The sequence below is a fragment of the Streptomyces sp. NPDC033221 genome, from assembly GCF_055577005.1.
On sequence record NZ_JBVIQN010000007.1, the window covers coordinates 58,895 to 84,951 of the forward strand.

At 74.0% G+C, this 26,057-nt stretch carries 15 protein-coding genes; 12 read left to right on the forward strand and 3 right to left on the reverse strand.

Going from position 1 to position 26,057, the window contains the following annotated elements; translation table 11 throughout:
• Nucleotides 1–22: 22 nt before the first annotated feature.
• Complete coding sequence (locus ACZ53K_RS11225) at nt 23–832, reverse strand: phytanoyl-CoA dioxygenase family protein (protein WP_468834079.1); 810 nt, start codon at nt 830–832, stop codon at nt 23–25.
• Between the two features lie 501 nt (nt 833–1,333).
• Nucleotides 1,334–1,513, reverse strand: a complete 180-nt coding sequence (locus ACZ53K_RS11230; protein ID WP_468834080.1) for a hypothetical protein — start codon at nt 1,511–1,513, stop codon at nt 1,334–1,336.
• A 234-nt stretch (nt 1,514–1,747) separates the two neighbouring features.
• On the opposite strand from ACZ53K_RS11230, the gene ACZ53K_RS11235 reads away from it, so the two are divergent.
• From ACZ53K_RS11235 to ACZ53K_RS11280, 10 genes are all read left to right on the forward strand, one after another.
• Nucleotides 1,748–2,581 (forward strand): sugar phosphate isomerase/epimerase family protein, encoded by an 834-nt coding sequence (locus ACZ53K_RS11235; protein WP_468834083.1) that lies wholly within the window; start codon nt 1,748–1,750, stop codon nt 2,579–2,581.
• A gap of 25 nt (nt 2,582–2,606) precedes the next feature.
• Nucleotides 2,607–2,990, forward strand: a complete 384-nt coding sequence (locus ACZ53K_RS11240) for an acyl carrier protein (RefSeq protein ID WP_468834084.1) — start codon at nt 2,607–2,609, stop codon at nt 2,988–2,990.
• Nucleotides 2,987–6,457 carry a thioester reductase domain-containing protein gene (locus ACZ53K_RS11245; protein WP_468834086.1) on the forward strand — a complete coding sequence of 1,157 codons (3,471 nt, stop codon included), beginning with the start codon at nt 2,987–2,989 and terminating at the stop codon, nt 6,455–6,457. Before ACZ53K_RS11240 ends, ACZ53K_RS11245 begins: the two co-directional genes overlap by 4 nt.
• A gap of 37 nt (nt 6,458–6,494) precedes the next feature.
• Complete coding sequence (locus ACZ53K_RS11250) at nt 6,495–7,358, forward strand: 3-hydroxyacyl-CoA dehydrogenase family protein (protein ID WP_468834533.1); 864 nt, start codon at nt 6,495–6,497, stop codon at nt 7,356–7,358.
• The gene (locus ACZ53K_RS11255; RefSeq protein WP_468834089.1) at nt 7,355–7,645 is read left to right on the forward strand and encodes an acyl carrier protein; all 291 of its coding nucleotides are present in this window, start codon (nt 7,355–7,357) and stop codon (nt 7,643–7,645) included. The genes ACZ53K_RS11250 and ACZ53K_RS11255 overlap by 4 nt, the downstream gene beginning before the upstream one ends.
• On the forward strand, nt 7,642–8,754 hold the full coding sequence (locus ACZ53K_RS11260; RefSeq protein WP_468834092.1) for an acyl-CoA dehydrogenase family protein: 1,113 nt from the start codon (nt 7,642–7,644) through the stop codon (nt 8,752–8,754). The genes ACZ53K_RS11255 and ACZ53K_RS11260 overlap by 4 nt, the downstream gene beginning before the upstream one ends.
• On the forward strand, nt 8,751–9,755 hold the full coding sequence (locus ACZ53K_RS11265; RefSeq protein ID WP_468834094.1) for a 3-oxoacyl-[acyl-carrier-protein] synthase III C-terminal domain-containing protein: 1,005 nt from the start codon (nt 8,751–8,753) through the stop codon (nt 9,753–9,755). The genes ACZ53K_RS11260 and ACZ53K_RS11265 overlap by 4 nt, the downstream gene beginning before the upstream one ends.
• Nucleotides 9,752–10,915: an HAD-IIIC family phosphatase gene (locus tag ACZ53K_RS11270; protein ID WP_468834096.1), complete on the forward strand. Its 1,164-nt coding sequence runs from the start codon at nt 9,752–9,754 to the stop codon at nt 10,913–10,915. The genes ACZ53K_RS11265 and ACZ53K_RS11270 overlap by 4 nt, the downstream gene beginning before the upstream one ends.
• Entirely contained in the window at nt 10,912–12,180 is a 1,269-nt protein-coding gene (locus ACZ53K_RS11275) for an MFS transporter (protein WP_468834099.1), read from the forward strand. The genes ACZ53K_RS11270 and ACZ53K_RS11275 overlap by 4 nt, the downstream gene beginning before the upstream one ends.
• Nucleotides 12,181–12,260: 80 nt before the next feature.
• A complete protein-coding gene (locus ACZ53K_RS11280; protein ID WP_468834101.1) occupies nt 12,261–13,826 on the forward strand; it encodes an amino acid adenylation domain-containing protein in 1,566 nt (521 codons plus the stop codon).
• Between the two features lie 10 nt (nt 13,827–13,836).
• Here the strand turns inward: ACZ53K_RS11280 and ACZ53K_RS11285 are convergent, their stop codons facing one another.
• The gene (locus ACZ53K_RS11285) at nt 13,837–14,571 is read right to left on the reverse strand and encodes a 4'-phosphopantetheinyl transferase family protein (RefSeq protein WP_468834104.1); all 735 of its coding nucleotides are present in this window, start codon (nt 14,569–14,571) and stop codon (nt 13,837–13,839) included.
• Between the two features lie 132 nt (nt 14,572–14,703).
• Here ACZ53K_RS11285 and ACZ53K_RS11290 point away from each other — a divergent pair, with 132 nt between their 5' ends.
• Both ACZ53K_RS11290 and ACZ53K_RS11295 read left to right on the forward strand, forming a co-directional pair.
• Nucleotides 14,704–25,428 carry an amino acid adenylation domain-containing protein gene (locus ACZ53K_RS11290; RefSeq protein ID WP_468834106.1) on the forward strand — a complete coding sequence of 3,575 codons (10,725 nt, stop codon included), beginning with the start codon at nt 14,704–14,706 and terminating at the stop codon, nt 25,426–25,428.
• A gap of 137 nt (nt 25,429–25,565) precedes the next feature.
• Nucleotides 25,566–26,045 carry an MSMEG_6728 family protein gene (locus tag ACZ53K_RS11295; protein ID WP_468834109.1) on the forward strand — a complete coding sequence of 160 codons (480 nt, stop codon included), beginning with the start codon at nt 25,566–25,568 and terminating at the stop codon, nt 26,043–26,045.
• The last annotated feature ends 12 nt before the right edge of the window (nt 26,046–26,057 follow it).

Below are 26,057 nucleotides of genomic sequence, written 5' to 3' on the forward strand. Positions count from 1 at the left end.
ACGGTGCGGGCCTCCGCCGCGGCTACGCCAGGGCGCCGGCGAGGCGCTCCACCGGAGTGGTGTCCCGCCCGACCAGGAAGTCCGGGCGGGTCGGCCGCGTCGGCGCGTTGCGCACCGAGTTGTACGTGATCAGCAGCACCGCGCGCCGGTCGTCCGAGAGGTTGTCGGTGGACGAGTGCACGATGCTCGGGTGGAAGGCGGTGATCGCGCCCGCCGGGCCGGTCATCTTCACCGCCGGGAACTCCGCGGCGAGTTCCCGCACCCGCGCGTCCGGCACGGTGTGCGTCAGCCGCGCCGACACATGCTCGTGCCAGTCGCGGCCGGTGACGGCCCGCGCCGCCTCCGGCGCCTCGATCAGGCCGAGCCGGTGCGAACCGGTGAGCACCGTCAGCGGACCGTTGTGCTCGTGCACCTCGTCCAGGTTGACGGCGATGTTCACCGCGTCCGCCGCCGGCATGCCGTCCTCGTGCGCCCAGAACGCGAAGTCCTGGTGCCAGGGCCACTCCTGGCCCTCGCGCGGGCTCTTGATGTTCACCTTGAACTGGTACACGTACACCCGGTCGCCGACCAGTTCCTCGGCCAGGTCGAGCAGCAGGGGATGCCGTACGAGCTGCGCGCACACCTCGTCGTAACCGTGGCAGCCGTGCAGCGCCCGTACCGTGTCACTGCCCGCTTCCTGCACCACTTCCGGCCGTTCGGTGCGGGAAATCGCCGCGATGCTTTCCCGAACCTTTTCCAAGGCGTCCGCCGGGAGCCGGCCGGGCACGGACAGCCATCCGCTGCGTTCGTATTCCTCGCGTGCATTCGGCGGCACAGCGGTTCCCCGTGACATGTATGACGTCTCCTCTGTGAGGTGCCGCTCCCGAAAAGGCCGGTGGGCTCCGGGACAGCGGCGTGGAATGCGGCGGACGGGCCGCGAAGAGAGGAACGGCGGTGCCGGGCCGCGTAATGCGCCCGCACCGGCGGGACGGCGGGCCGGGCGTGACGGCCAGCCCTTTTTCCGGCCCCCGTTCAACGCGACCAGTTAACTCCAGCCGTGATCCACCGCGCAACCTTTTCCGGCCTCCCGGGACAAGCGGAACCGGAACTTCACTGGGGCGCTCGAAAGGCGCGCGGGGCGTGCGCCGCCGCGGTGTCCACGCCGCCGGCCCAGCCTGGCCGGACCCGTTCGGACCGTCGGCTCCCGCTTTCGGTTGCTTCGTCCAACCACCCCCTCTGAGCTGGGCTTACGTGGTTGGACACTTCGGCATCGAGTGACATTTCGCCATAGGGTGCTCTCAGGGACGCGTGCTAGCATCCCGGTGTTCGACAGGGCCGGAACAGGTCATCAGAATCATTGGCCGACGGGGGCGCGAATGATGGCAATCGACGTGAGAGCGGACGCGGTGACCAGCACCGGCGACCGCTTCGACGGCGCGATCCGGTGTGCTGCCGGCCGCCGCACCGCACCACCACGCCGCCGGGTGGCCACCGCCTCGTAGCGGGCCCCGGCGTACGGCACGAAATCACCCACACTCGTCGATCTCCGTGAGCGGTCCGCGGCCTGCCCAGAACGGCCGGGGCCCGGCACGCGCACCGGTGTGCGGTGCGGCAGGAATACGCCGCCCCGTACCCGCACGGCGCGCCCGTCACGGCACCACCACCACTTCGGACCACGGAATTTCGCGCCGGGTCTTTTCCGCGGGAGAAGACCGAAGCTCTTCCGGCCGACCGCCGGGACGCGCACCGACTAGGAGCGGAACAATCCATGACCAGTCAAGTAAGCCTCGGGCTGCTGGTGGACCAGGCGTTCTACGGTTCCCCGTACCAGGGCAAGGACGCGTGGCGGGCCGCCGCGGAACTCGGCGCCGAATGGATCTGCATCGTCGAAGAGGCGATGGAACTGGAGCAGGAACGGCTGCTGCAATTCCGCAACGACGCCGACGCGGTGGGCCTGCCGATCAGCCTGACGGCCTGTCACGCCTTCGGCCTCAGTGATTTCCGCGACGTCGTACGCGAGTTCCACCTCAAGCGGGCCGAGGCGCATGTCGACCTCACCAGGGAACTCGGCGGCGAGGTCATGAAACTGCTCCTCGGCGACTGGTTCTGGCGCGCCATGTGGCCCGAGGAGGCGCAGTGGCAGCTGCTGGCCGCCTCGGTCCGGCGGCTCGCGGACTACGCCGAGGCGCGCGGCATCGCGCTCAGCGTCAAACCCGAGCCGATGGAGACCTCCCTGGTCACCGACGTCGACGACCTCGTACGGCTGCTGGACGACGTCGGCTCCCCGGCCCTCCGGGCGAACGTCGACGTGTCCCACCTCGTCGTCGCCGGCGTGGCCGCGTCCGAGGTGGGTCGGCTGCCCGGCCGGGTCAACAGCGTGGACTACTCCGACTCCAACGGCACGTACCACGAACACCTGGTGCCGGGTGAGGGCGTCGCCGACATGGCCGCCTTCACCGAACAGCTGCTCGCCGTCGGCGCCGGCTGGATCGGCGTCGAGGTCGGCCCGTTCTCCGACCCGGAGAACGCCTACGACAAGGTCGGCCGGGCGATGGCCCGGTCCCGCGAGTTCTTCGACACCGCGGCGGCGCGGCGTGTCTGAATCCACCACCCTCCCGGAGGCCCCCGTGGCGAACCCCGAAGACAGCGCGTCCATACCCGCTGACCCGCTCCAGCTCGTCCGCCGGGCGTGGCAGGACGTGCTGGGCGTCGACGACGCGCCCCTGGACACCGGCTTCTTCGAAGCGGGCGGCAACTCGATGCTGCTGGTGATGCTCAGCGACGAGCTGTCCGACCAGACCGGGCGCGAGCTGGAGGTCGCCGAGCTGTTCCGGCACGACACGGTGCGCGCCCAGGCCCGGCTGCTGGACCCGTCGTACGAGCCCGAGGCCCCGGCGCCCGCGGCGGCCCCGGCCGGCCGCGGCCGGCTGCTCGGCAGTGCCCGGCGCGGCCGTACGGACACCGCGGACGCCACCGGCCCGCAGCAGCCGGAAGGGTCCGCCGCGCGATGAACAGTGAGACCGCCGTAGCGGTGGTGGGCGTCGGCTGCCGGTTCCCGGAGGCCGCGACACCGGAGGAGTTCTGGAGCAACCTCGACAAGGGCGTGGTCTCGCTCCGGGACATCCCCGCCGAGGACCTGCGCCGCTGCGGTGTGTCCGCACAGACGGCCGCCGCCCCGGGCTTCGTGACCCGGTCCGGCTGGATCGGGGACCCGGAGCTGTTCGCCGCCGAGTTCTTCGGGTACACCCCCGTCGAGGCCGAGCTGATCGACCCGCAGCAGCGCCTCTTCCTGGAGGCGTGCCGGGAGGGCCTGGAGCGGGCCGGGCACCTGCCGAACGGTGCGCACGGACCGCAGGTCGGTGTGTTCGCCGGGGCGAGCAACAGCTCGTACAACACCCTGCTCCAGTACGCCCGCGCCCGTACGGAAGGCCCCGCCGCCTTCGACGACCTGGCCACCCAGCTGGGCGGCGGCATCGACTTCATGGCGCCCCGGGTCTCCTACAAGCTCGGTCTGCGCGGCCCGTCGCTGGCCGTGCAGACCGCCTGCTCCTCCTCGCTGACCGCCGTGCACTACGCGGTCCTGAGCCTGCTGTCGGAGGAGTGCGACATCGCCCTGGCGGGCGGCAGCGGACTGTCGTACCCGTCCGTCGGGTACCGGTATCAGCCCGGCGGCGTGCTCTCCGAGGACGGCTTCTGCCGCGCCTTCGACATCCGCTCCACCGGCACGGGCGCGGGCTCCGGCATCGGCGTCGTCGTGCTGCGCCGCCTCGCCGACGCGCTCGCCGACGGCGACCCGGTCCTCGCGGTGATCGGCGGCAGCGCGGTCGGCAACGACGGCGCCCACCGGCCCGGCTTCACCGCGCCCAGCCCCGACGGCCTGGCCTCGGTCGTCTCCGCCGCGCTGACGGTGGCCGGGACCGACCCGGCGGACCTGCGGTACGTGGAGGCGCACGGCTCCGGCACGCCCCTGGGCGACCAGGTCGAACTGCGCGGCCTCATCGACGGCCTGCGCGCCGCGGGCGGCCGCGCCGCCGACCGCGGTCACTGCGCGCTCGGCACGGTCAAGGCGAACATCGGGCACGCCGGATCGGCCGCCGGCATCGCCGGCCTGATCAAGGCGGTCCACATCGCCCGTACCGGCCATCTGGTGCCGCACCCGATGTTCGAGCACGCCCGGGACCCCGGTGTCCTCGCCGACAGCCCGTTCCGCGTCCCCACCGAGCTGGAGCGGTGCACCGACGCCGGCCGCCGGGTGCTGGTGAACTCGATGGGCCTGGGCGGCGCCAACGCCTCCGTCGTCCTCGCCCCGCCGCCGGAGCCGGTGCGCCCCTCCGCGCCCGCCCGGCCCGTCGTACGGCTCCAGCTCTCCGCCCGGACCCGTACCGAACTGGACGCGCTCTCCCGCAACCTGGCCGACGAGATCGACCAGGACCGGGCCCCGGCCGGGGACATCGCCCACACCCTGCGCGTCGGACGGCAGGACTTCACCGAGCGCCGGGTGGTCACCGCGGCCCCCGACCGGCTGGCCGCCGCCCTGCGCCTGCCCCGGCCGCCGGCCGCCCGTACGGTCCGCAGCGAGACGCGCCGCCCGGTGCTGGCCGTCACGGCGGCCGGTGAGCACGCCGAGGAGCTGCGCACCGCGCTGCTGGCGGCCCTGGGCCGCCGCACCGAGCAGCACGCCACCGTGCCCGCCGCGCTGCCCGCCGACGCCTACCTCCTGGTCGTCGGCGACGGCGAGAACGGACCCGGCCGGTACGTGCTGCCCGTCGACCCGGCCGAGGACCGTGCCGCCCGGGACGGGCGGATCGCCGCGGCGCTCGCGGACGCCTGGCTGCACGGCGTCCCGGTGGACGCCCGCGCACTCGACGACGGCACCGGCCGCCGCGTCCCGCTGCCCACGTACCCGTTCACCCGGCGCCGCTGTTCGGCCCTGGACGACTCGGTGTTCACCGTGCCGGGCACCGCCGAACCGGTACCGGCGGGCCGGACCGCGGCGAGTGCGCCCACCGGCCTCGAAGGCGAACTGACCGCCCTCTGGGAGGAACTGTTCGGCATCGGCGGCATCGGCCTGCACGACGAGTTCGGCGCCCTCGGCGGCACGTCCCTGCTCGGCCTGCGGATGACGCTCGAAGTGCAGGAGCGGTACGGCACCCTGCTCAACCTCCACCGCACCGGCGGCAGCCGGGCCACCGTCGCCCGCGTCGCCGAGGCGGTCCGCGGAGCCCGTACGGAGGCTGGAGACACCGGCCGTACGGACACCGGCACCACCGGCGAGGCCCCCGCGGCGCACCCCTCCGACGCCGCCCTCATCGATGCCGACCTGGCCCTCGAACTCCCGCCCCTGACGCCGCGCGACACCCCGCCCGGCACGGACGTACTGCTCACCGGCGCCACCGGCTTCGTCGGCGCCTTCCTGCTGCACGAACTCCTGACGGACCCCGGCTACCGCGACAGCCGCGTCTACTGCCTGGTCCGCGCCGACGACGAGGACCACGGCCGCCGGCGCCTGCGCGAGGCCGCCGCCCGCTTCCGGCTCCCCGAGCCCGACCCGGCACGCGTCCACGTCGTCCCCGGCGACCTGCGGGACATCGCCGAGGTGTGCGAGACCTACCGCGACGGCGAACTCGCCCGCCGCACCGGCCACGTCGTGCACTGCGGCGCCCACGTCGTCTTCACCGAGCCGTACGAGGTGCTGCGCCCGGCCAACACCCTGGCCACGTACCACCTCCTCGGCTGGATGCGCCGCCACGGCATCACCGACATCAGCTACATCTCCACCCTCGCCGCCTGCGGCCAGGCCCTCGGCTCCGAAGGCCGGCTGCTGGAACGCCGCGAACAGCCGCTGGACCCCGAGGCCGGCGGCTACGGCATCTCCAAGTGGGTCAGCGAACGCCTCCTCGACAAGGCCGAACGGGACGGGATGCGGGTCCGGGTCTTCCGCCCCGGCCTGATCGGCGGCGACACCACCACCGGCGCCTGCAACGACCTGGACATGCTCTGGCGGCTGGTCGCCGCGTGCCTGGCCGTCGGCGCCCACCCGGCCGACGACATGCCGCTGCCGGTGGCCCCCATCGACCTGGTGGCCCGCGCCGTCGTCCAGCTCGGCCGGGAGCCCGGCTCGGCGGGCCGCGCCTACCACCTGGTCGGCGAGGAAGCCACCACCTTCTCCGCGCTCTTCGCCGAACTGGCCGCGCTCGGCACACCGACCCGCGGCGTACCGGTCGCGGAGTGGGCGCGGCTGGCGGGCCGGCGGGCGCTGGAGACCGGCGACCCGGTGCTGTCCACCATGGCCCTGTACGAGACCCACGACCTGGACACGCCACGGGTGGACGTGGAAGGCCGGCTGTGGGGGGAGTGGCTGCGCGAGCGCGGCCTGAACCCCCGCCTGGACGGCGAACGGGCCCTGCGGGCCCTGCGCCACCTCGCCGGACACCCCACCTTCGCGGCCTTGTTGACCGATGTGACGGAAGGCGCCTGACCCAGTGACCACCGACGGAACGACGGACGGGACGACGATGGACGACGGATGGGGCGACGGCCGGCTGGCCGTCGTCGGCGCCGGGGTCATGGGCACCGCGCTGGCCACGCTCGCCGTGGGCCGCGGCCTCCCGGTGCTGCTGATCGACGTGTCCGAGGACCGGCTGGAGCGCGCCTTCGGCGCGGTACGCCAGCAGCTGCGGCACGCCCGGATGCTGGGCAAGCTGCCCAAGGGCCCGGACGGTGAACTGACCCTGAGCACCTCGTACGACCAGCTGGACACCGCGGCGGCCGTCATCGAGGCGGTCACCGAGACCACCGACGCCAAGGTCAAGGCGCTCGGCGCCGTCTCGGCGGCGGTCCGCCCCGGCACACTGATCGCCTCCAACACCTCGGCCGTACCGGTCGACGAGCTGGCGGGCTACACCCAGCACCCGGCGGACGTCGTCGGCACCCATTTCATGAACCCGCCCTACCTGATCAGGGCGGTCGAGGTGATCCGCGGCCCGCGCACCGGCGACGCGGCGATGGCGGCGCTGGACCGGCTGCTGACCGCGCTGGACCGGGAGGCCATCGTCGTCGGCGACGGCCCCGGCTTCGTCTCCAACCGCATCCTGATGCGGGTGATCAACGACGCGGCCCGGCTGGTCGCCGAGGGCCGCGCCTCCGCCGAGAACGTGGACCGCGTCTTCACCGGCTGCTTCGGGCACCGTACGGGCCCGCTGGCCACCGCGGACCTGATCGGCCTGGACAACATCGTCGACACCCTCAAGGTGCTGCACGACCGCACCGGCGACGACGGATACCTCGCCTGCGACCTGCTCCTGGACAAGGTGCGGGCCGGCGACTTCGGCCACAAGACCGGCAACGGCTTCTATTCCTACGGAGGAACGCGCGCATGACCACCGTCGACCATCAGACCGCCACGGCGACCGGGCCCGAGGACGTACAGCAGCGCCTGGTGGCGTTCCTCGGCTCCCGCACCGGCGGCGACTGGGACCTGGACCAGGACCTGTTCGCCTCCGGGGCGTTCTCCTCGCTGTTCTCCCTGGAACTGCTCCAGCACGTCGAGCAGGAGTTCCAGGTCACCGTCGAGGGCGACGACCTCACCCTGGACAACTTCCGTACCGTGCCGGCCATCACCGCACTGGTCCAGCGGCTGCGCGGCGAAGGAGCGGCGGGGCAGTGACGGCACAGGCGACCGCGGACGACCGGGCCGCGCTCGGCGACCTCGTCGGCGACCGCGCCGAGGAGTGGGACCTGACCGGCCGGATCCCCGCGGAGACGGTACGGGAGGCGTCCCGGCGCGGACTGCTGTGCGCGCAGGTCGCCACGGAACACGGCGGCCTGGGCCTGGACAGCCGCGCCAACGGCGAGCTGACCGCGCACGCCGGGTCCCTGTGCAGCTCCCTGCGGTCGCTGATGACCTCGCAGGGCATGGCCGCCTGGACCGTGCAGCGCTTCGGCACCGCCGCGCAGCGCGGCACGTTCCTGCCCCGGCTCACCGGGGGCGAGACGGCCGGCGTCGCGTTCTCCGAGAGCGGCGCGGGCAGCGACCTGTCGGCGATGCGCACCGAGATCCGCCGCGACGGTGACACCGTGCACGTCACCGGCGCGAAGGTCTGGGTGACCGGCGCCGCCTACGCGAGCCTGCTGGTGGTCTTCGGGACGTACGGCTCCGGCGCGGCCGTGGTGGTCGTACCGGCAGACGCGCCGGGCGTACGGATCGAGCGGGTGCCGGACCCGATGGGCTGCCGGGCCGCCGGCCACGCCGACGTACACCTCGACGACGTCCGTGTACCGGCGGACCACCTGCTGTCCGGCGCGGGCCTGCCGGTCACCCTGCTCGCCACCGCCGCGCTCACCTACGGGCGGCTCTCGGTCGCCTGGGGCTGCGCGGGCATCCTGCGCGCCTGCCTGGACAGCGCGGCGGCGCACACGCGGACCCGGGAACAGTTCGGCAAGCCGCTCGCCGACCACCAGCTCATCGCCCGGCACCTGGCCGAACTGGCCGTCGCCGAGCAGATCGCGCTGCGCTGCTGCGAGCACGCCAGCCTCTGCTGGGACGAGAACCGGCCGGAACTGGGCACCCAGGCCGTCGTCGCCAAGTACGTCGCCTCCCGGGAAGCCACCCAGGGCGCCGCCACGGCCGTCCAGGTACTGGCCTCCCGCGGGGCGCGCGACGGCCACCCGGTGGCGCGGGCCTACCGCGACGCCAAACTCATGGAGATCATCGAGGGCAGCACGGAGATCAGCCAGCTGCTCCTCGCGGACCACGTACGGACGGGCCGGGGATGACGACGACGGACACGGGCAGCAGCACGGACACGGCCGTCGGGGTGGGGGCGGTGCACTGCCTCCTGCCCGACGAGCTGGTGCCCGTCGAGAAGCTCGACGAGTTCGCCGGACTGCCACGCGAAGAGGCGGAGTTCGCGCGCGACTGCGGCATCCGTACGGTCGGCCGGTTCGCCGGCGAACCGTCGGCCGCCGCCCTCGCGGCACAGGCCGTACGCGAACTGCGCGAGCGGGACGCCGCGGCCCCGGACCCCGACGTCCTGGTGGTGGTCGGCGCCCGCGCCCCCGAGGTGCTGCTCGGCTCCGAGTCCGGCCGCATCGCGAAGGAGGCCGGGCTCACCTCGGCCTTCTCCTTCGTCCTGGACGGCCTGGGTTGTACGGGCTCCAGCGCGGCCTGGGCCCTCGCCAGGGACCTGCTCGCCGCCGACCCGGCCCGGCAGTCCGTCATGATCACGCACGCCAGCCGCCCGGTCGCCCTGGACCGGGTGCGTCACCCGGTCACCGTCGTCGGCGACGGCGCCTTCGCCATGACCCTGGTACGCGGCGGCCGGCCGGTGCTGCGCGCCCACCGCCAGCACACCGACGGCCGGTTCCACGACCTGCTCCAGGTCGACTACAAGAACGCCCCCTGGTACGAGTGGCGCGAGGAGGTCAGCTCCGCCGACCGCTACCGCTTCGAACTGGCCCTGCACAGCCAGCAGCACCTCAAGCGCCTGGTCGGGGAGGTGCTGGAGGACGCGGGCGTGGCGCGGCAACAGGTCGCCGCCACCCTCATGCAGAACGTCACCGCACCCGCCTTCCAGTTCTACGAGACCCTGCTCGGCCTGCCCGTCCACCCGGTCTGCACCGCACACCTCCAGGCGTACGGCCACACCGGCGCCATGGACGTGGTGCTCAACCTCGACCGGCTGCTGACCCGCGGGGAACTGGCGCCCGGCGACCTCGTCCTCGTCCTGAACAACAGCCCCGTCGCGGCCTGGGCCGCGACCCTCTGGGAGGTATGACCGGCATGGCGGGCACCACGACGGCGGAGATGATGGACACCCCGGACGACGCGGCGGAGACGGCCGCGCTGCCGGCGGTGAAGTGCCTGGTCTGGGACCTGGACAACACCCTGTGGCAGGGAACCCTGCTGGAGAACGACGAACCGGTCCTGCGGCCCGGCGTCCTGGCGACGCTGCAAGCCCTCGACGAGCGCGGCATCCTCCAGTCGGTGGCCAGCCGCAACGAGTACGGCGACGCCTGGGCCCGGCTGGAAAGCCTCGGCGTCGCCGAGTACTTCGTCCTGCCGCACATCGGCTGGGGCCGCAAGTCCGACGCCGTACGCGCCGTCGCCGAGCAGCTGAACTTCGCGCAGAACACCATCGCGTTCATCGACGACCAGCACACCGAGCGCGCCGAGGTGACGTACCACCTGCCGGACGTACGCTGCTACGACGCCCCGGAAGCGGCCGGCCTGCCGGACCTGCCGGACTTCGCGCCCACCGTCACCAGCGACGCACGCCGCCGCCGGGCCATGTACCAGGAGAAGTTCCGGCGGGAGGCCGCCCAGAGCGGGTTCAACGGCCCGGACGAAGACTTCCTGCGCACCCTGGACATGCGGATGCGCATCGCCCGCGCCCACGAGGACGACCTCGCGCGCGTCGAGGAACTGACCCTGCGCACCAGCCAGATGAACGCCACCGGCGTCCACTACTCGGACGCCGACCTGCGCGCCCTGCTCACCGACCCGGACCACGAGGTGCTGATCACCACCGTCGAGGACCGCTTCGGCTCGCACGGCGCGGTCGGCGTGGCCCTGCTGGCGCGGCAGCCGGGCAGCTGGCGCCTGAAGCTGCTCGCCACCTCCTGCCGGGTGGTCAACTTCGGCATCGGCACCCAGCTGCTGCGCTGGACCGCCGACCAGGCCCACCGGGCCGGGGTGCACCTGGAGGCCGACTTCCGGCGCACCGAACGCAACCGGATCATGGAGGTCGCGTACCGGTTCGCGGGCTTCGACTCCAAGCCCTGTGCGTGCCAGGACGGCCGGGACACGGCCGCGGACGCCCCGGCGGACGTCCAGCGCCTGCACCTGGTCCCGCAGCGGCAGACCGCCCCGACGACGCTGACCGTGGCCGGCCCCGCCCTGTGGTCCGGCGACGGCACCGAGCAACCGTGGGCATGACGGACGGGGCCGCGACGGGCCCCGGCCGGGGCGCCTTCGGCCGGCTGTGGGCGTCCACCGCGGTCTCCGCGCTGGGCGACGGCGTACGGCTGACCGCCCTGCCGCTGCTCGCCCTCTCGCTCACCACCGACCCGCTGCTGATCTCCCTGGTGACGGTCGCCAACTGGCTGCCGCTGCTGCTGTCGCCGCTGGCCGGAGTCTGGGCGGACCTGGCCGACCGGCGCGCGCTGCTGATCGGCGTCGACCTGATGCGCGCGGCCGCGGTCCTGGTCCTCACGCTGACGGTGGTCACCGGCGTGGTGAGCCTGCCGGTGGTCTGCGCGGTGGCGGCGGTGCTCGGGCTGGGCGAGACGGTGCACATCGTCGCGTCCCAGTCGTACCTGCCGATGGTGGTGGACACCGGCCGGCTCGCCGCCGCCAACGGGCGCCTCCACGTGGCCCAGCTGATCTTCCGCGACTCCGCCGGGCAGCCGCTCGGCAGCCTCGCCTTCGCCGCCGGAGCGGGCCTGCCGTTCCTGATCGACGGGGTGTCGTTCCTGTTCGGTGTGGCCCTGCTGGTCACCCTCCCGCGGTTTCCCGGGCCGTCCGCGGGCCGTAAGGAGCCAGGTGCCGCGCCGCGCTGGCGCACCATGATCCTGGACGGCGTACGGCTGCTCCGCGCCGACCGGCTGCTGGCCACCCTCGCGGGCATGCTCGGCGCGCTGAACTTCTTCATGGGCGTCACCGGAACGCTCGAAGTCCTCTACGTCGTGCGCTGGCTGGGCCTGCCGGAAGCCGCCTTCGGCGTGTTCCTGGCCGTCGGCGCGCTCGGCGGCATCGCCGGCGGGCTGCTCAACGCGCGGCTGGCCGACCGGTTCGGCACCTTCCCGGCCGCGCTCGGCGGCATGGTCCTGATGGGCGTCGCGATGCTGCTGACCGGCCTGGTGCGGCACCCGCTCGTGGCGGCCGCCGGCTTCGCCCTGATGGCGCTCGGCGCCGCCGTCTACCAGGCGCTGACCGTCTCCTTCCGCCAGGCCACCACCCCACCCGACCAGCTGGGCCGGCTCAACGGCGTCTACCGGCTGGTGGGCACCGGCACCATCCCGCTGGGCGCGCTGGCGGGCGGCGCGGTGGCCAAGCTGGTCCAGGTCAACGTCCCGTACATGGCCGCCGGAGCCGGTGTGCTGCTGCTGTTCGCGGCGGTCGCGCGCCCGGTCGTACGCATGGGATCGGTGCAGGAGCAGCGAGCCGGGGCCCCGGAGACACCCGCGGGGGCCGCTCCGTGAGCCACCCGCCCGCCGGGAGCCGTGCCGCCGCTCCGCCCGCCCCACCGCCCACCGCTCAGCCCGACCCTGTGGAGCCTGCCTTGGAAGACCGCACCCTCTACCAGTGGTTCGCCGACTCCGCCCGCCGGTGGCCGGACGCCCCGGCCCTCGAACTGGGCGAGCGGACCCTGTCCTACGGTGAACTGCACCGCAGGGCGCTGGCCCTGGCGGCCCGCATCCTCGACGGGCAGCCCGCCACCGGCGGGCCCGCGCGCCCGCCGGCCCGGATCGCGCTGGTCGCCTCCCGCACGGTCGCCGCGTACGTCGCGTACCTGGCCGTACAGCGCCTCGGCTCCTCCGCCGTCCCCCTCAACGCCGACCACCCGCTGCCCCGCAACCTCGACATCGCGGCCCGCGCCGGGGTCGGCGCCGTGCTCGTCGGCGAGGAGCACCGCGACACGTTCGCCGACCTGCCCGGGGACTTCCGGCCGGTGGTGACCGTCGTACCGGCGGACGGCGACGGCCTCCCCGAGCCGCCCGCGGACGCCCTGCCCGCGCACCCCGGCGACCCGGAGGACGAGGCGTATCTGCTGTTCACCTCCGGCTCGACCGGCCGCCCCAAGGGCGTGCCGATCCGCCACCGCAACGTCTCCCCGTACGTGGCGTACAACATCGACCGCTACGAGGCCGGCCCCGGCTGCCGGATGTCGCAGACGTTCGGCCTGACCTTCGACCCGTCCGTGTACGACCTGTTCGTCGCGTGGGGCTCCGGCGCCACCGTCGTGGTACCGGACCAGGACGAGCTGTACCGGCCCGTGGACTACGTGGTGCGCCGCCGCCTCACCCACTGGTTCTCCGTACCGTCCCTGGTCACCACCGCCGAGCGGTACGGCAACCTGCCGCTCGGCCGGGTCACCACGCTGCGCCACAGCTGCTTCAGCGCGGAGCCGGTCACCGCGCAGCTGACCGCGCGCTGGCACGAGGTCGCGCCCGGCAGCCGTATCCACAACCTGTACGGGCCGACCGAACTGACCATCACCTGCACCGACCACGAACTCGCCGACGCGGGGGCCGCCGCGGCGGGCAGCGCCAACGGCACGGTGCCCATCGGCGGGCCGTACCCGCACATGGAAGCGGTCCTGCTGGACGAGGACGGGCAGCCCTGCGACGACGGCGAACTGTGCGTACGCGGCGCCCAGCGCTTCGACGGCTACCTGGACCCGGCCGACAACGCCGGACGGTTCGTCCGCCACGAGCCGGGCGCGCCCGCCGTCTCGTACGACGGCACCGGACCGCTCACCCGCGCCCACTGGTACCGCACCGGCGACCGGGTCCGCCGGGAGGACGGCCGGCTGGTGCACCGCGGCCGGCTGGACAACCAGGTCAAGATCATGGGGCACCGGGTGGAACTGGGCGAGGTGGAGGCCGCGATGCGGCGCCACCCCGAGGTGACCGAGGCGGCCGTGGTGGTCGTGACGGTCAAGGACGAGGTGCGCCTGCTCGGCGCCTACCTGGGCAAGGAGATGCGGGCCCACGAGTTCAGCCACTGGCTGCGGCAGCACGTCCCGCTGCACATGGTGCCGCGCCGCATCTGCCGCCTGGAGGAACTGCCGCACAACGACAACGGCAAGCTGAACCGCCGGCGGCTCGCCGAGCTGCTGGCGTGAGGGGTTGCGGTCAGGTGCTCCGGCCCAGGTCAGCGGGGGTTTCCGGATCGGTGTGCGGGACCGCCGCGCCGATCCGGGGCCGCGCCGTGCTCACCACGGCGGCGACGGCGTCCCGGCGCGCGTCGGTGTGGTCGAGCACGTACAGGTCGCCGTGGCGGGACGGGTTCCGCTGGGGACCGACCGTGGCTTCCGCGTCGGGCAGGCCCGAGAGGTCCACGGCGGCCAGCCCGCCCAGCGTGGTCCGGCCCAGCTTGACGAAGCACTCCTTGCGGACCCACTGGCGCAGGAAGTACGCGTCCGGATCGGCGTGTTCGCGCATCGCCGCCCGCTCGGCCGTACTCAGCACCCGGCCCGCCGCGCCCCGCACGCTGTCCGGCAGCGTCCGCCGCTCCACGTCCACGCCGACCGGCGCGTGGCCCGCCGCGGCGGCCACCACACCCGTCGTGTGCGACAGGCTCACGTACACCTGCGGCAGTCCGGCGAGGCCCGGCCTGCCGTGCTCGTCGGAGCCGCAGCCGGGGCAGCGCTGTTCCAGTACGAGGGAGCCTGCCGACCGGTCCAGCAGCCGGGCGGCGCAGAGCCGCACCAGGACGTGCGCGGCGATGAAGTCGGCCCGCAGGGCCGGAGTCAGGAACGCGCCGGCGCGCCGCCGCTCCACGCCGGTGAGCAGCCGCTCGTACGCCGGGACCGCCCCGAGCACCTCGTCCGTACCCGCCACCACCGCCAACGGCTGTCCGCTCTCCACGGAGATCACCTTTCCAGAGCGGCCACGCACCGGGCAAGGCGCCCGAGTCGCCGCATCCGTAACCGCTCCCGCACCCGCTTTCGCACCTTTTGAACGGCCCGCTCCAGGCGTCGGCCGACGAGTGGAGGACCAGTGAACGACATGACGCAGGCGGCGGTTTCCACCGCGCCCTTCCCGGAACTCTTCGCCCGTCAGGCGGCGCGCACCCCGGACGCCACGGCGCTGGTCTTCGAGGACGCGGCGCTGTCGTACCGGGAACTGGACGCGCGGGCCAACCGCCTGGCGCACTGGCTCGCCGAACGGGGCGTCGGCCCGGAGACCCGGGTGGCGCTGGTCCTGCCGCGCTCGGTGGAGCTGGCGGTGGCGCTGCTCGGCGTCCTGAAGGCGGGCGGCGCGTACGTACCCGTCGACCCGGAGTACCCGCGGGCGCGCCGCGCCTTCATCCTCGACGACGCGGCCCCCGTCCTCGTCCTCGACGAGACGACCCTGCCCCGCGACCTGTCCGGCCGCCCCGCGACCGGCCCCGGCACGCGGCTCACCCCGCGCCACGCCGCGTACGTCATCTACACGTCCGGCTCGACGGGCGTCCCGAAGGGCGTCGTCGTCTCCCACGCGGGCCTCGCCGGGCTGGCCGCCGCGCACGCCGAGCGGTTCGCGGTGACGGCCGGGAGCCGCGTCCTGCAGTTCGCCTCGCCCAGCTTCGACGCGTCCGTCGCGGAGATCTGCGTCGCCTGGCTGACCGGCGCCGCCCTCGTCATGGCCCCCGCCGCCCGCCTGCTGCCCGGCGCGGGCCTCGCGGAACTGGTCGCCGAGCAGCGCGTCACCCACGCCACGCTGCCGCCGTCCGTGCTGGCGGCGCTCCCGCCGCACACCACCCTCCCGGAGATCACCACGCTGGCGGTCGCGGGCGAGGCCTGCCCGCCCGACGTGGTCGAACGCTGGTCGGCGGGCCGGCGCCTGGTCAACGCGTACGGCCCGACGGAGACCACAGTGTGCGCGACGGTGGGCGAGCCGCTGTCCGGCCGCGTGGTGCCCGCGCTCGGCACGCCGATCGCCGACGTACGCCTGTACGTCCTCGACGCGTCGCTGCGCCCGGTGCCGGACGGCGCCACCGGCGAGCTGTACGTCACCGGCAGCGGCCTGGCCCGCGGCTACCTCGGGCGTTCCGGGCTGACGGCGGAGCGGTTCGTGGCCTGCCCGTTCGGTCCGGCGGGCGCGCGGATGTACCGCACCGGCGACCTGGCGCGCCGCCGGGACGACGGCGGACTGGAGTTCGTCGGCCGCGCCGACGACCAGGTCAAGGTACGCGGCCACCGCGTCGAGCCGGGCGAGGTCGAGCAGGTGCTCGGCGCCCACCCGGCGGTCGGGCAGGCCGTGGTCGCCGCCCGCGAGGACCGGCCCGGCGACGTACGCCTGGTCGGCTACGTCGTACCGGCCGACGGCCCCGCGCCGGACACCGGGGCCGACGACCACCAGGTCGGCGAGTGGCAGGAGATGCACGACCTGGTCTACGCCGACGAGGCCAAGGCGCAGGACGACGAGCCGCCGTTCGGCGAGGACTTCAGCGGCTGGAACAGCAGCTACGACGGCACGGCGATCCCCGTGGAGGAGATGCGCGACTGGCGCGCCGAGACCGTACGGCGCATCCTCGACCTCAAGCCGCGCCGGGTGCTGGAGATGGGCGTCGGCAGCGGCCTGCTGCTGTCGCGGGTGGCGCCCGCCTGCGAGGCGTACTGGGGAGCGGACTTCTCCGCCCCGGCCGTCGAGCGGCTGCGCCGCCAGGTCGCCGCCGTACCGGAGCTGGCCGGCAAGGTCGAGCTGAGCTGCCGGCCCGCCGACGTCACCGAGGGCCTGCCCACCGGGTACTTCGACACCATCGTGATCAACTCGGTCACCCAGTACTTCCCCAACGCCGCCTACTTCCTGCGCGTCCTGCGCAACGCCGTCGACCTGCTGGCCCCCGGCGGCCGGGTCTTCGTCGGCGACCTCCGCAACCGGCGGCTGCTCCGCCTCTTCCGTACGGCCGTCGAGCTGCACCGCGCCGGCGCGGACACCGAGCCGGGCGCCCTCGGCGCGGTCATCGACCAGAGCGTCCGGCTGGAGAAGGAACTCCTGGTCGACCCGGACTTCTTCGCCGCGCTGCCCGCCGAACTGCCGGACGTGACGGGCACCGGCCTCCAGCTCAAGGGCACCCGCCACCACAACGAGCTGACCCGCCACCGCTACGACGCCGTGCTGCACAAGCGGCCCGCCCGTACGGTCTCCTTCGCCGACGTCCCGGCTCTCGTCTGGGGCCGGGACGTCACCGGCGAAGCCGGCCTCGAACAGGCCCTGCGCGACCGGCCCGGACAGCGGCTGCGCCTGACCGGGGTGCCCAACCCGCGCCTGGCGGGCGAGGCGGCGGCCGAGGCCGCCGTCACGGCGGGCCTGCCGGTGACCGAGGCCCGCGCCCGGCTGGCCGCCACCGGAGCCGTCACCGAAGCCGCCGACGCCGCTACCGACGCCTCCGCCGGAGCCGAGCCGGAGCAGCTCACCGGACTGGGCGCCCGCCTCGGCCTGTGGACGGCCGTCACCTGGGCACCGGACAGCCCGGCAGGCCGGTACGACGTGCTCTTCGCACCGCCGGAGGACCTGGCCACGGCGGTCCCCGTCGGCCTCTGCCGCCCCGCCGGAGACCTCGCCGGCCCCCTCGCGGACCACACCACCGACCCCGGCGCGGCCCTGAACACCGCAGCCCTGGTCACCGACCTCCACCGGTACCTGCGCGACCGGCTGCCCGCCCACCTCGTCCCGTCCGCCCTCGTCGCACTGGACACCCTGCCCCTGACGCCCAACGGCAAGGTCGACCGCGCCGCGCTGCCCGCGCCCGGCCCGGCCCACCTCGGCGACGGGACCGGCGGCCGGGCGCCGCGCACCCCGCGCGAGGGCGTGCTGTGCGAGCTGTACGCCGACATCCTCGGCGTGCCGCAGGTCGGCATCGACGACAACTTCTTCACCCTGGGCGGCCACTCACTGCTCGCCACCCGCCTGATCGGCCGCATCCGCACCGCCCTGGACGTGGACCTGCCGATCACCGCCGTGTTCGAGGCGCCCACGGTCGCCGCGCTCGCCGAGCACGTCGACGCCGCCGCCTCCGGGAGCCGCCCGGCCCTGCGGCCCATGCCGCGCCCCGAGGTGCTGCCGCTGTCGTACGCCCAGCGCCGCCTGTGGTTCCTGCACCGGCTGGAGGGCCCGAGCGCCACGTACAACGTCCCGACGGCGCTGCACCTGTCCGGCGAGCTGGACCACGACGCGCTGCGCGCCGCGCTGGGCGACCTGCTCGCCCGGCACGAGAGCCTGCGCACGGTCTTCCACGAGACGGCCACCGGCACCCCGCGCCAGGTCGTCCTCGGCACCGCCGAGCCGGACGGCCTGCCGTCCGTGTTCTCCGTGGTGCGGACCGGCCCCGACGACGTACGGCACCTGCTTCACGAGGCCACCCGCCACGCCTTCGACATCGCCGCCGAACTGCCGCTGCGCGCCACGCTGTTCCAGGTCGCGCCCGACGAACACGTGCTGCTGCTGTTGCTGCACCACATCGCCGGTGACGGCTGGTCGTCGGCGCCGCTCTCGCGCGACCTGGCGGAGGCGTACGACGCGCGCCGCCAGGGCCGTGCGCCGCAGTGGTCGCCGCTGCCGGTCCAGTACGCCGATTACACCCTCTGGCAGCGCGACTTTCTCGGCGGCCCCGAGGACCCGGCCAGTGTCCAAGCGCGGGAACTCGCTTATTGGACACGGCAGCTGAATGGCATCCCCGAAGAGATCGCGCTCCCTTACGACCGCCCGCGCCCCCGGCGCGCGACGTACCGGGGCGACGCGCTCGACCTGGAACTGCCCGCCGCACTGCACCAGAACCTGCACGCCCTGGCACGCGACACCGGCACCAGCCTGTTCATGATCGTGCAGGCGGGCCTGGCTGCCCTGCTCACCCGCCTCGGCGCTGGCACCGACATCCCGGTCGGCAGCCCCGTCGCGGGCCGCACCGACCAGGCCCTGGACGACCTGGTGGGCTTCTTCGTCAACACCCTCGTACTGCGTACGGACACCTCCGGCAACCCGACCTTCCGCGACCTGCTGCGCCGCGTCCGCGACACCGACCTGGCCGCCTGGTCCCACCAGGACCTGCCGTTCGAGCAGCTGGTGGAAGCCCTCAACCCGGTACGGTCGGCGGGCCGGCAGCCCCTGTTCCAGGTGGTCGCCGCCGTGCAGAACGCCCCCGAGGGCGGCTTCGACCGGCTCGGCGTCCGGACCCGCACCGAGCTGATCAGCACCGGCACCGCCAAGTACGACCTCTTCTTCAGCCTCTGGGAGCGCCAGAGCCCGCAGGGCGAACCATGCGGCCTGGACGGCTTCGTGGAGTTCAGCACCGACCTCTTCGACCGCTCCACGGTCGCCACCCTCGCCGCCCAGCTCGTCCGCGTCCTGGAGACGGCCGCCGCCACGCCGGACGTGCCCCTCGCGCACCTCGACGTACTGACCACCGAGGAGCACGAGCGGCTGCGGCGCGATGCCTCGGCCGCCCGTCCGGCGGTGCGGCACAGCACGCTGCCCGGACTGTTCGCGGAGCAGGTGGCGCGCACCCCCGAGGCCACGGCGCTGGTCTTCGAGGACGTCTCGCTCTCGTACACGGAACTGAACGCCCGCGCCAACCGCCTGGCCCACTGGCTGACCGGCCAGGGCGTCGGCCCGGAGGCGCTGGTGGCCGTGGCGCTGCCGCGCTCGGCCGAGCTGGCGGTGGCGCTGCTCGCCGTCCTGAAGGCGGGCGGCGCATACGTGCCCGTCGACCCGGACTACCCCGCCGAGCGGCGTGCCTTCGTCCTGGCCGACGCCGCGCCCGCCCTCGTCCTGGACGCCGAGGCGATGCGCCGGGCTCTGGCGGACCTGTCGGCGTATCCGGACACCGACCCCGCGACCGGGCTCCGCCCGTCCCACCCGGCGTACGTGATCCACACCTCCGGTTCGACGGGCACGCCCAAGGGCGTCGTCGTCTCCCACACCGGCCTCGCCGCGCTGGCAACCTCGCAGGCCGAACGCTTCGCGGTGACGGGGGAGAGCCGGGTGCTCCAATTCGCCTCCCCGAGCTTCGACGCTTCGGTCTCCGAGATGTGCGTGACCTGGCTGGCGGGCGCCGCCCTGGTCATGGCGCCGGGGGAGCGGCTGCTGCCGGGCGCCGGGCTGGAGGAACTGCTCGCGGAGCAGCGCGTCACGCACGCCACCCTGCCGCCGTCGGTCCTCGCCGCCCTGCCGCCGCAGGCGACCCTGCCCGGCGTCGTCTCGCTGGTGGTGGCGGGCGAGGCCTGCCCCGCCGACCTCGTGGAACGGTGGTCGTCCGGGCGCCGCATGGTCAACGCGTACGGCCCGACCGAGGCCACGGTGTGCGCGACGGTGGGCGAGCCGCTGTCCGGCCGCGTGGTGCCCTCGCTCGGCGCGCCGATCGGCGACGTACGGCTGTTCGTGCTCGACGCACTGCTACGGCCGGTGCCGGACGGCGCCGCGGGGGAGCTGTACCTCGCGGGTTCCGGCCTGGCCCGCGGCTACCTCGGACGTTCCGCGCTGACCGCGGAGCGGTTCGTGGCCTGCCCGTTCGGGCCCACGGGCGCGCGGATGTACCGCACCGGCGACCTGGTACGACGCCGCGGTGACGGCGACCTGGAGTTCGTCGGCCGCGCCGACGACCAGGTCAAGGTACGCGGCCACCGCATCGAGCCGGGCGAGGTCGAGCAGGCGCTCGCCGCCCACCCGGCGGTACGGCAGGCCGCCGTGGCGGCGCGCGCCGACCGCACCGGCGACCTCCGCCTGACCGGCTACGTCGTGCCCGCCGAGGACGCCGCCCGGCAGACCCTCGCCGCCGGCCTCCGCCGCGACCTGCTCGCCCGGCTCCCCGAACACCTGGTGCCGTCCGTGATCACGGTGCTCGACGCGCTGCCACTGACCCCGAACGGCAAGGTGGACCGCAAGGCGCTGCCCGCCCCCGACCCGGCCCGTACCGGAGCCGACACGGGCGGCCGGGCGCCGCGCTCGCCGCAGGAGGAGATCCTGTGCGAGCTGTACGCCGACCTCCTCGGCGTCCCGAGCGTCGGCATCGACGACAGCTTCTTCGCCCTCGGCGGCCACTCGCTGCTCGCCACCCGCCTGGTCAGCCGTGTCCGCGCGGTCCTCGGCGTGGAACTGCCCATCGCCGCCCTCTTCGAGGCCCCCACCGTCGAGGCCCTGGTCGAACGCCTCGGCCTGTCCACCGCGCGCACCCGCAGCGCCCTGCGGCCCATGCCGCGCCCCGAGGTGCTGCCGCTGTCGTACGCCCAGCGCCGCCTGTGGTTCCAGTACCGCCTCGAAGGCCCCAGCCCCACCTACAACATCCCCCTCATGCTGCGCATCGCGGGCCCGGTGGACGAGGACGCCCTGCGCGCCGCGCTGGCCGACCTGCTCGCCCGGCACGAAAGCCTGCGCACGGTCTTCCGCGAGACCGGCGGCACCCCACAGCAGGTGATCCTCGATCCGGCCACCGACCCCGGCGCCTTCGACATCCTCACCGTCACCGAGGACGTCCCCGGCGACCCGGAGGCGTTCCGCGCCCTCCTGAAGGAAGGCGCCCGGCACCGCTTCGACCTGACCGCCGACCTGCCGCTGCACGTGAAGCTCTTCCGTGCGGGACCGGACGAGACCGTGCTGCTCCTGCTGCTCCACCACGTCGCCGGTGACGGCTGGTCGATGGCGCCGCTCTCCCGCGACGTGGCCACGGCGTACGACGCGCGCCGCGCCGGACGGGCCCCGCAGTGGACCCCGCTGCCCGTCCAGTACGCCGATTACACCCTCTGGCAGCGGGACCACCTCGGCGACCCCGAGGACACCGACAGCGTCTACGGACGCCAGATCGCCTACTGGCGCGACCAGTTGAAGGGCCTCCCCGAAGAGATCGCGCTGCCCTTCGACCGCCCCCGCCCGCAGCGCGCCTCCTTCCGCGGCGACTCGATCACCTGGGAGATCCCCGCCAAGCTGCACCAACGCCTGCACACCCTCGCGGGCGAGACCGGCACCAGCCTCTACATGGTGCTCCAGGCGGGCCTGGCCACCCTGTTCACCCGGCTCGGCGCCGGCACCGACATCCCGCTCGGCAGCCCCGTCGCGGGCCGTACCGACCAGGCCCTCGACGATCACATCGGCTTCTTCGTCAACACCCTCGTGCTGCGGACGGACACCTCCGGCGACCCGACCTTCCGCGAACTGCTCCAACGCGTACGCAGCACCGCCCTCGCCGGCTGGGCCCACCAGGACCTGCCCTTCGAGCAACTCGTCGAAGCCCTCAACCCGGTCCGCTCGGCGGCCCGCAACTCCCTCTTCCAGACCATGCTCACCCTCGACAACGCGCCCGAAGGTGAGTTCACCCTCGGCGGCCACGCCGCCCACACCGAACCCGTCCACGTCGACGCCGCCCGCTTCGACATGTCCGTCTTCCTGACCGAACGGCGCGGCGCGCACGGCGAACGCCCCGGCATGGACGGCGCGATCGAATACAGCACCGACCTCTTCGACCGGCGTACGGTCGAGGCGCTGGCCGCCCGGTTCGTCGCCCTGCTCGACGCGGTGACCGCCGACCCCGACCGGTCACTGGCCCACCTCGACGTGCTGACCGCCGACGAACGGGCCCTGCTGCTCGGCGAGGTCAACGCCACCGACCGGCCGGTCCGGCGCACCTCCCTCGCCGAGGCGTTCCAGGCCAGGGCGGCCGAGACCCCGGACGCGCCCGCCCTCACCTTCGACGGCGCGACCCTCACCTACGCCCAGCTGAACGCCCGCGCCAATCGCCTCGCCCGGCACCTGACCAGCGCGTACGCAGTCGGCGCCGAGAGCCGCGTCGCCGTCCTGCTGGACCGCTCCGCCGACCTGGTCGTCGCGATCCTCGCCGTCCTCAAGGCGGGCGGCGTGTACGTACCGCTCGACAAGCGCTACCCGGCCGCCCGGATGCGGCTGATCGCGGCCGAGACCGAAGCGGTCGTGGTCCTCACCCAGCGGGACCTGCCGGCCGCCGCCTACCTCCCCGGCGTCCCCGCCCTCGCCGTCGACGCCTGCGCGGAGACGGTGGCAGACCTCCCCGGCACCGACTTCGCCGCTCCCGCCGCGTACGCCGACTCCGTCGCGTACGTCATGTACACCTCCGGCTCGACCGGCGCGCCCAAGGGCATCGCCGTCACCCAGGGCGACGTGGTGGCCCTGGCCGCCGACCACTGCTGGGCCGAGGACGCCCCGGACGGCGCCCGGCACACCGTGCTCGGCCACGCCTCCACCGCCTTCGACGCCTCCACCTTCGACCTGTGGGTACCGCTCCTGAACGGCGGCCACCTGGTCATGGCCCCGCCCGGCGACCTCACCCCGGACGATTACCGCGACCTGCTCACCACCCACCACATCACCGCGGTCCTCCTCACCACCGCCCTGTTCAACCTGCTCGCCGAGGAGTGCCCCGGCGCGCTCGCGGGCGTACGGCAGGTCTGGACGGGCGGCGAAGCGGCCTCCCCGTCCGCCGTACAGAAGATCCTCAACGCCTGCCCGGACACCCGCGTCTGCAATGTCTACGGGCCCACCGAGGTCACCATGTCGGCGACGTACCACGCGATGCGGGCACCGCGGCGGGTCGCCGGAACGGTCCCCATCGGCCGCCCCATGGACAACATGCGCGTCTACGTCCTCGACAGTGCCCTGCGCCCCGTCGCCCCCTCGGTGACCGGCGAACTGTACGTCGGCGGCACCGGCCCGGCCCGTGGCTACCTGAACCGCCCCGGCCTCACCGCCGAACGCTTCGTCGCCGACCCCTTCGGCGCACCCGGCGCCCGCATGTACCGCACCGGCGACCTGGTCCGCTGGACCCCGGACGGCCAACTCGACTACATCGGCCGCGCCGACTCCCAGGTCAAGATGCGCGGCTTCCGCATCGAACTCGGCGAGATCGAAACGGTCCTGGACGCCCACCCCGCCGTCGCCCAGGCCACCGTCAACCTGCGCGAGATCACCCCGGGCGACGCACGCCTGGTCGCCCACCTCGTCCCCGTCTCCAGGGAAGCCTTCGACTCCACCGCTCTCCGCCGCCACCTGCGCGACCGCCTGCCCGCCTACATGGTGCCGTCCGCCATCGTGGCGCTCGACACCATGCCGCTCACCCCGAACGGCAAGGTGGACCGCAAGGCCCTGCCCGCCCCCGACCCGCGCTCCGAACTCGGCGGCCGCGGCCCCCGCTCCCCGAAGGAAGAGATCCTCTGCGGGCTGTACGCCGACGTGCTGCGCGTGCCCCGCGTCGGCATCGACGACAGCTTCTTCGTCCTCGGCGGACACTCCCTCATGGCGACCCGCCTGATCAGCCGCATCCGCACCGCCCTGAACGTCGAACTGCCCATCGGCGCCCTCTTCGAAGCCCCCACCGTCGCGGCCCTCGTCCAGCGCCTGGACTCCACCACCGCCCAGGCCCGCCCGCCGGTGAAACCCGCCGTACGCCCCGACACCGTCCCCCTCTCCTACGCCCAGCGACGGCTCTGGTTCCTGCACCGCCTCGAAGGCCCCAGCCCCACCTACAACATCCCGCTCGCCCTGCGCTTCTCCGGCAAACTCGACCCCGAAGCGCTACGGGCCGCCATCGGCGACCTCGTCGCCCGGCACGAGAGCCTGCGCACCGTCTTCCCCCGCAAGGCCCGGGCCGCCCAGCAGATCATCCTGCCGCCGGACTCCGGCCGCGACCTGCTGACCGCCATCGAGGTGGAGCCCGGTGACCTGGCCCCCGCCCTGCACGAAGCCGCCCGCCACTGCTTCGACATCACCACCGAACACCCCCTGCGCGCCACCCTCTTCTCGACCGGCCCCACCGACCACGTCCTCCTCCTGCTCCTGCACCACATCGCGGGCGACGGCTGGTCCATGGCCCCGCTCTCCCGCGACCTCGCCGCCGCCTACGACGCGCGCGCCGCGGGCGAGGACCCGCAGTGGTCGCCGCTCCCCGTCCAGTACGCCGACCACACCCTGTGGCAGCAGGACTTCCTCGGCGACCCGGACGACCCCGACAGCGCCTACAACCGGCAACTGGCGTTCTGGCGCGACCAACTCGCCGGCCTCCCCGCCGAAATTCCCCTCCCCCTCGACCACCCCCGCCCAGAGGTCACCACCTACCGCGGCGACATGTTCCCCCTCCGCCTCCCCGCCGACCTCCACCAGGGCCTGCAGGCCCTGGCCGGCGACACCGGCACCAGCCTCTACATGGTCGTCCAGGCCGGTTTGTCGGCCCTCCTGACCCACCTCGGCGCCGGCACCGACATCCCGATCGGCAGCCCCATCGCCGGCCGCACCGACCAGGCCCTGGACGACCTCGTCGGCTTCTTCGTCAACACCCTCGTCCTGCGGACCGACACCTCGGGCGACCCCACCTTCCGCGACCTCCTCGCCCGCGTCCGCGACACCGACCTCGCGGCCTGGGCCCACCAGGACATCCCCTTCGAACAGCTCGTGGAGGCCCTCAACCCGGCCCGCTCCACCTCCCGGCACCCCCTCTTCCAGACCCTCCTCACCCTCGACAACGCCCCCGAACGCCACTTCACCCTCGGCGGCAACCACGCCCGCCCCGAACCCGTGGACCTCCACGTCGCCCACTTCGACCTCTCCATCGGCCTCACCGAACACCGCACCGCCCAGGGCGCCCCCGAGGGCCTCGACGGCTTCGTGGAATACAACACGGACCTCTTCGAGCGGGAGACGGTGGAGGGGGTGGCGGCGTCGCTGGTCACGCTGCTGACCGCGGCCATCACCGCACCGGACACCCCGCTGTCCGGACTGCTGCCGTAGCCCGCCGGAGACCGCGGGGCGGGCCCTGACCCCCGTTCAGGGCCCGCCCCCGGCCGCCGGCCCGTATGCCCCGGCCACTGGGCCATACGAAGCAACCGCCCCTGCGCCACCCCGGCACAGGGGCTACACCTGTTCCCATGCAGACCTTCCTCCCGTACCCCGACTTCGCGGCCTCCGCCGCCGTCCTCGACGCACGCCGGCTCGGCAAGCAGCGGGTGGAGACCCTCCAGGTCCTGCGCGGCCTCACCGTCCCCGGCTACGGCTGGCGGCAGCACCCGGCCGTACGCATGTGGACGGGCTACGAGGAGGCCCTGGTCCGCTACGGCCTCGAAATGTGCCGCGAATGGACCGACGCCGGCCGCCAGGACACCTGCGCCACCACCCTCGCCCAGGACTTCACCGCCCACCGCCCCCGCACCCCCGTACGCCCCTACGCCGAACTCGGCGAAACCGGGGACCTCCCGAACTGGCTGGGCGACCCGGCCTTCCACCGCAGCCACCAGTCCGCCCTGGTGACCAAGGCCCCGGAGCACTACCGCCCGCTGTTCCCCGACGTCCCGGAAGGGCTGCCGTACGTGTGGCCGTCGTCCGACCGGAGGAGGGGCCGGGAGGAGTGACGCGGGGAGGGC

What these genes read in the sequence shown, in the direction of transcription:
- ACZ53K_RS11225 (WP_468834079.1), bottom strand. Translation starts at nt 832, where the DNA reads ATGTCACGGGGAACCGCTGTGCCGCCGAATGCACGCGAGGAATACGAA.
- ACZ53K_RS11235 (WP_468834083.1), top strand. Translation starts at nt 1,748, where the DNA reads ATGACCAGTCAAGTAAGCCTCGGGCTGCTGGTGGACCAGGCGTTCTAC.
- ACZ53K_RS11245 (WP_468834086.1), top strand. Translation starts at nt 2,987, where the DNA reads ATGAACAGTGAGACCGCCGTAGCGGTGGTGGGCGTCGGCTGCCGGTTC.
- ACZ53K_RS11250 (WP_468834533.1), top strand. Translation starts at nt 6,495, where the DNA reads ATGGACGACGGATGGGGCGACGGCCGGCTGGCCGTCGTCGGCGCCGGG.
- ACZ53K_RS11255 (WP_468834089.1), top strand. Translation starts at nt 7,355, where the DNA reads ATGACCACCGTCGACCATCAGACCGCCACGGCGACCGGGCCCGAGGAC.
- ACZ53K_RS11265 (WP_468834094.1), top strand. Translation starts at nt 8,751, where the DNA reads ATGACGACGACGGACACGGGCAGCAGCACGGACACGGCCGTCGGGGTG.
- ACZ53K_RS11270 (WP_468834096.1), top strand. Translation starts at nt 9,752, where the DNA reads ATGACCGGCATGGCGGGCACCACGACGGCGGAGATGATGGACACCCCG.
- ACZ53K_RS11275 (WP_468834099.1), top strand. Translation starts at nt 10,912, where the DNA reads ATGACGGACGGGGCCGCGACGGGCCCCGGCCGGGGCGCCTTCGGCCGG.
- ACZ53K_RS11295 (WP_468834109.1), top strand. Translation starts at nt 25,566, where the DNA reads ATGCAGACCTTCCTCCCGTACCCCGACTTCGCGGCCTCCGCCGCCGTC.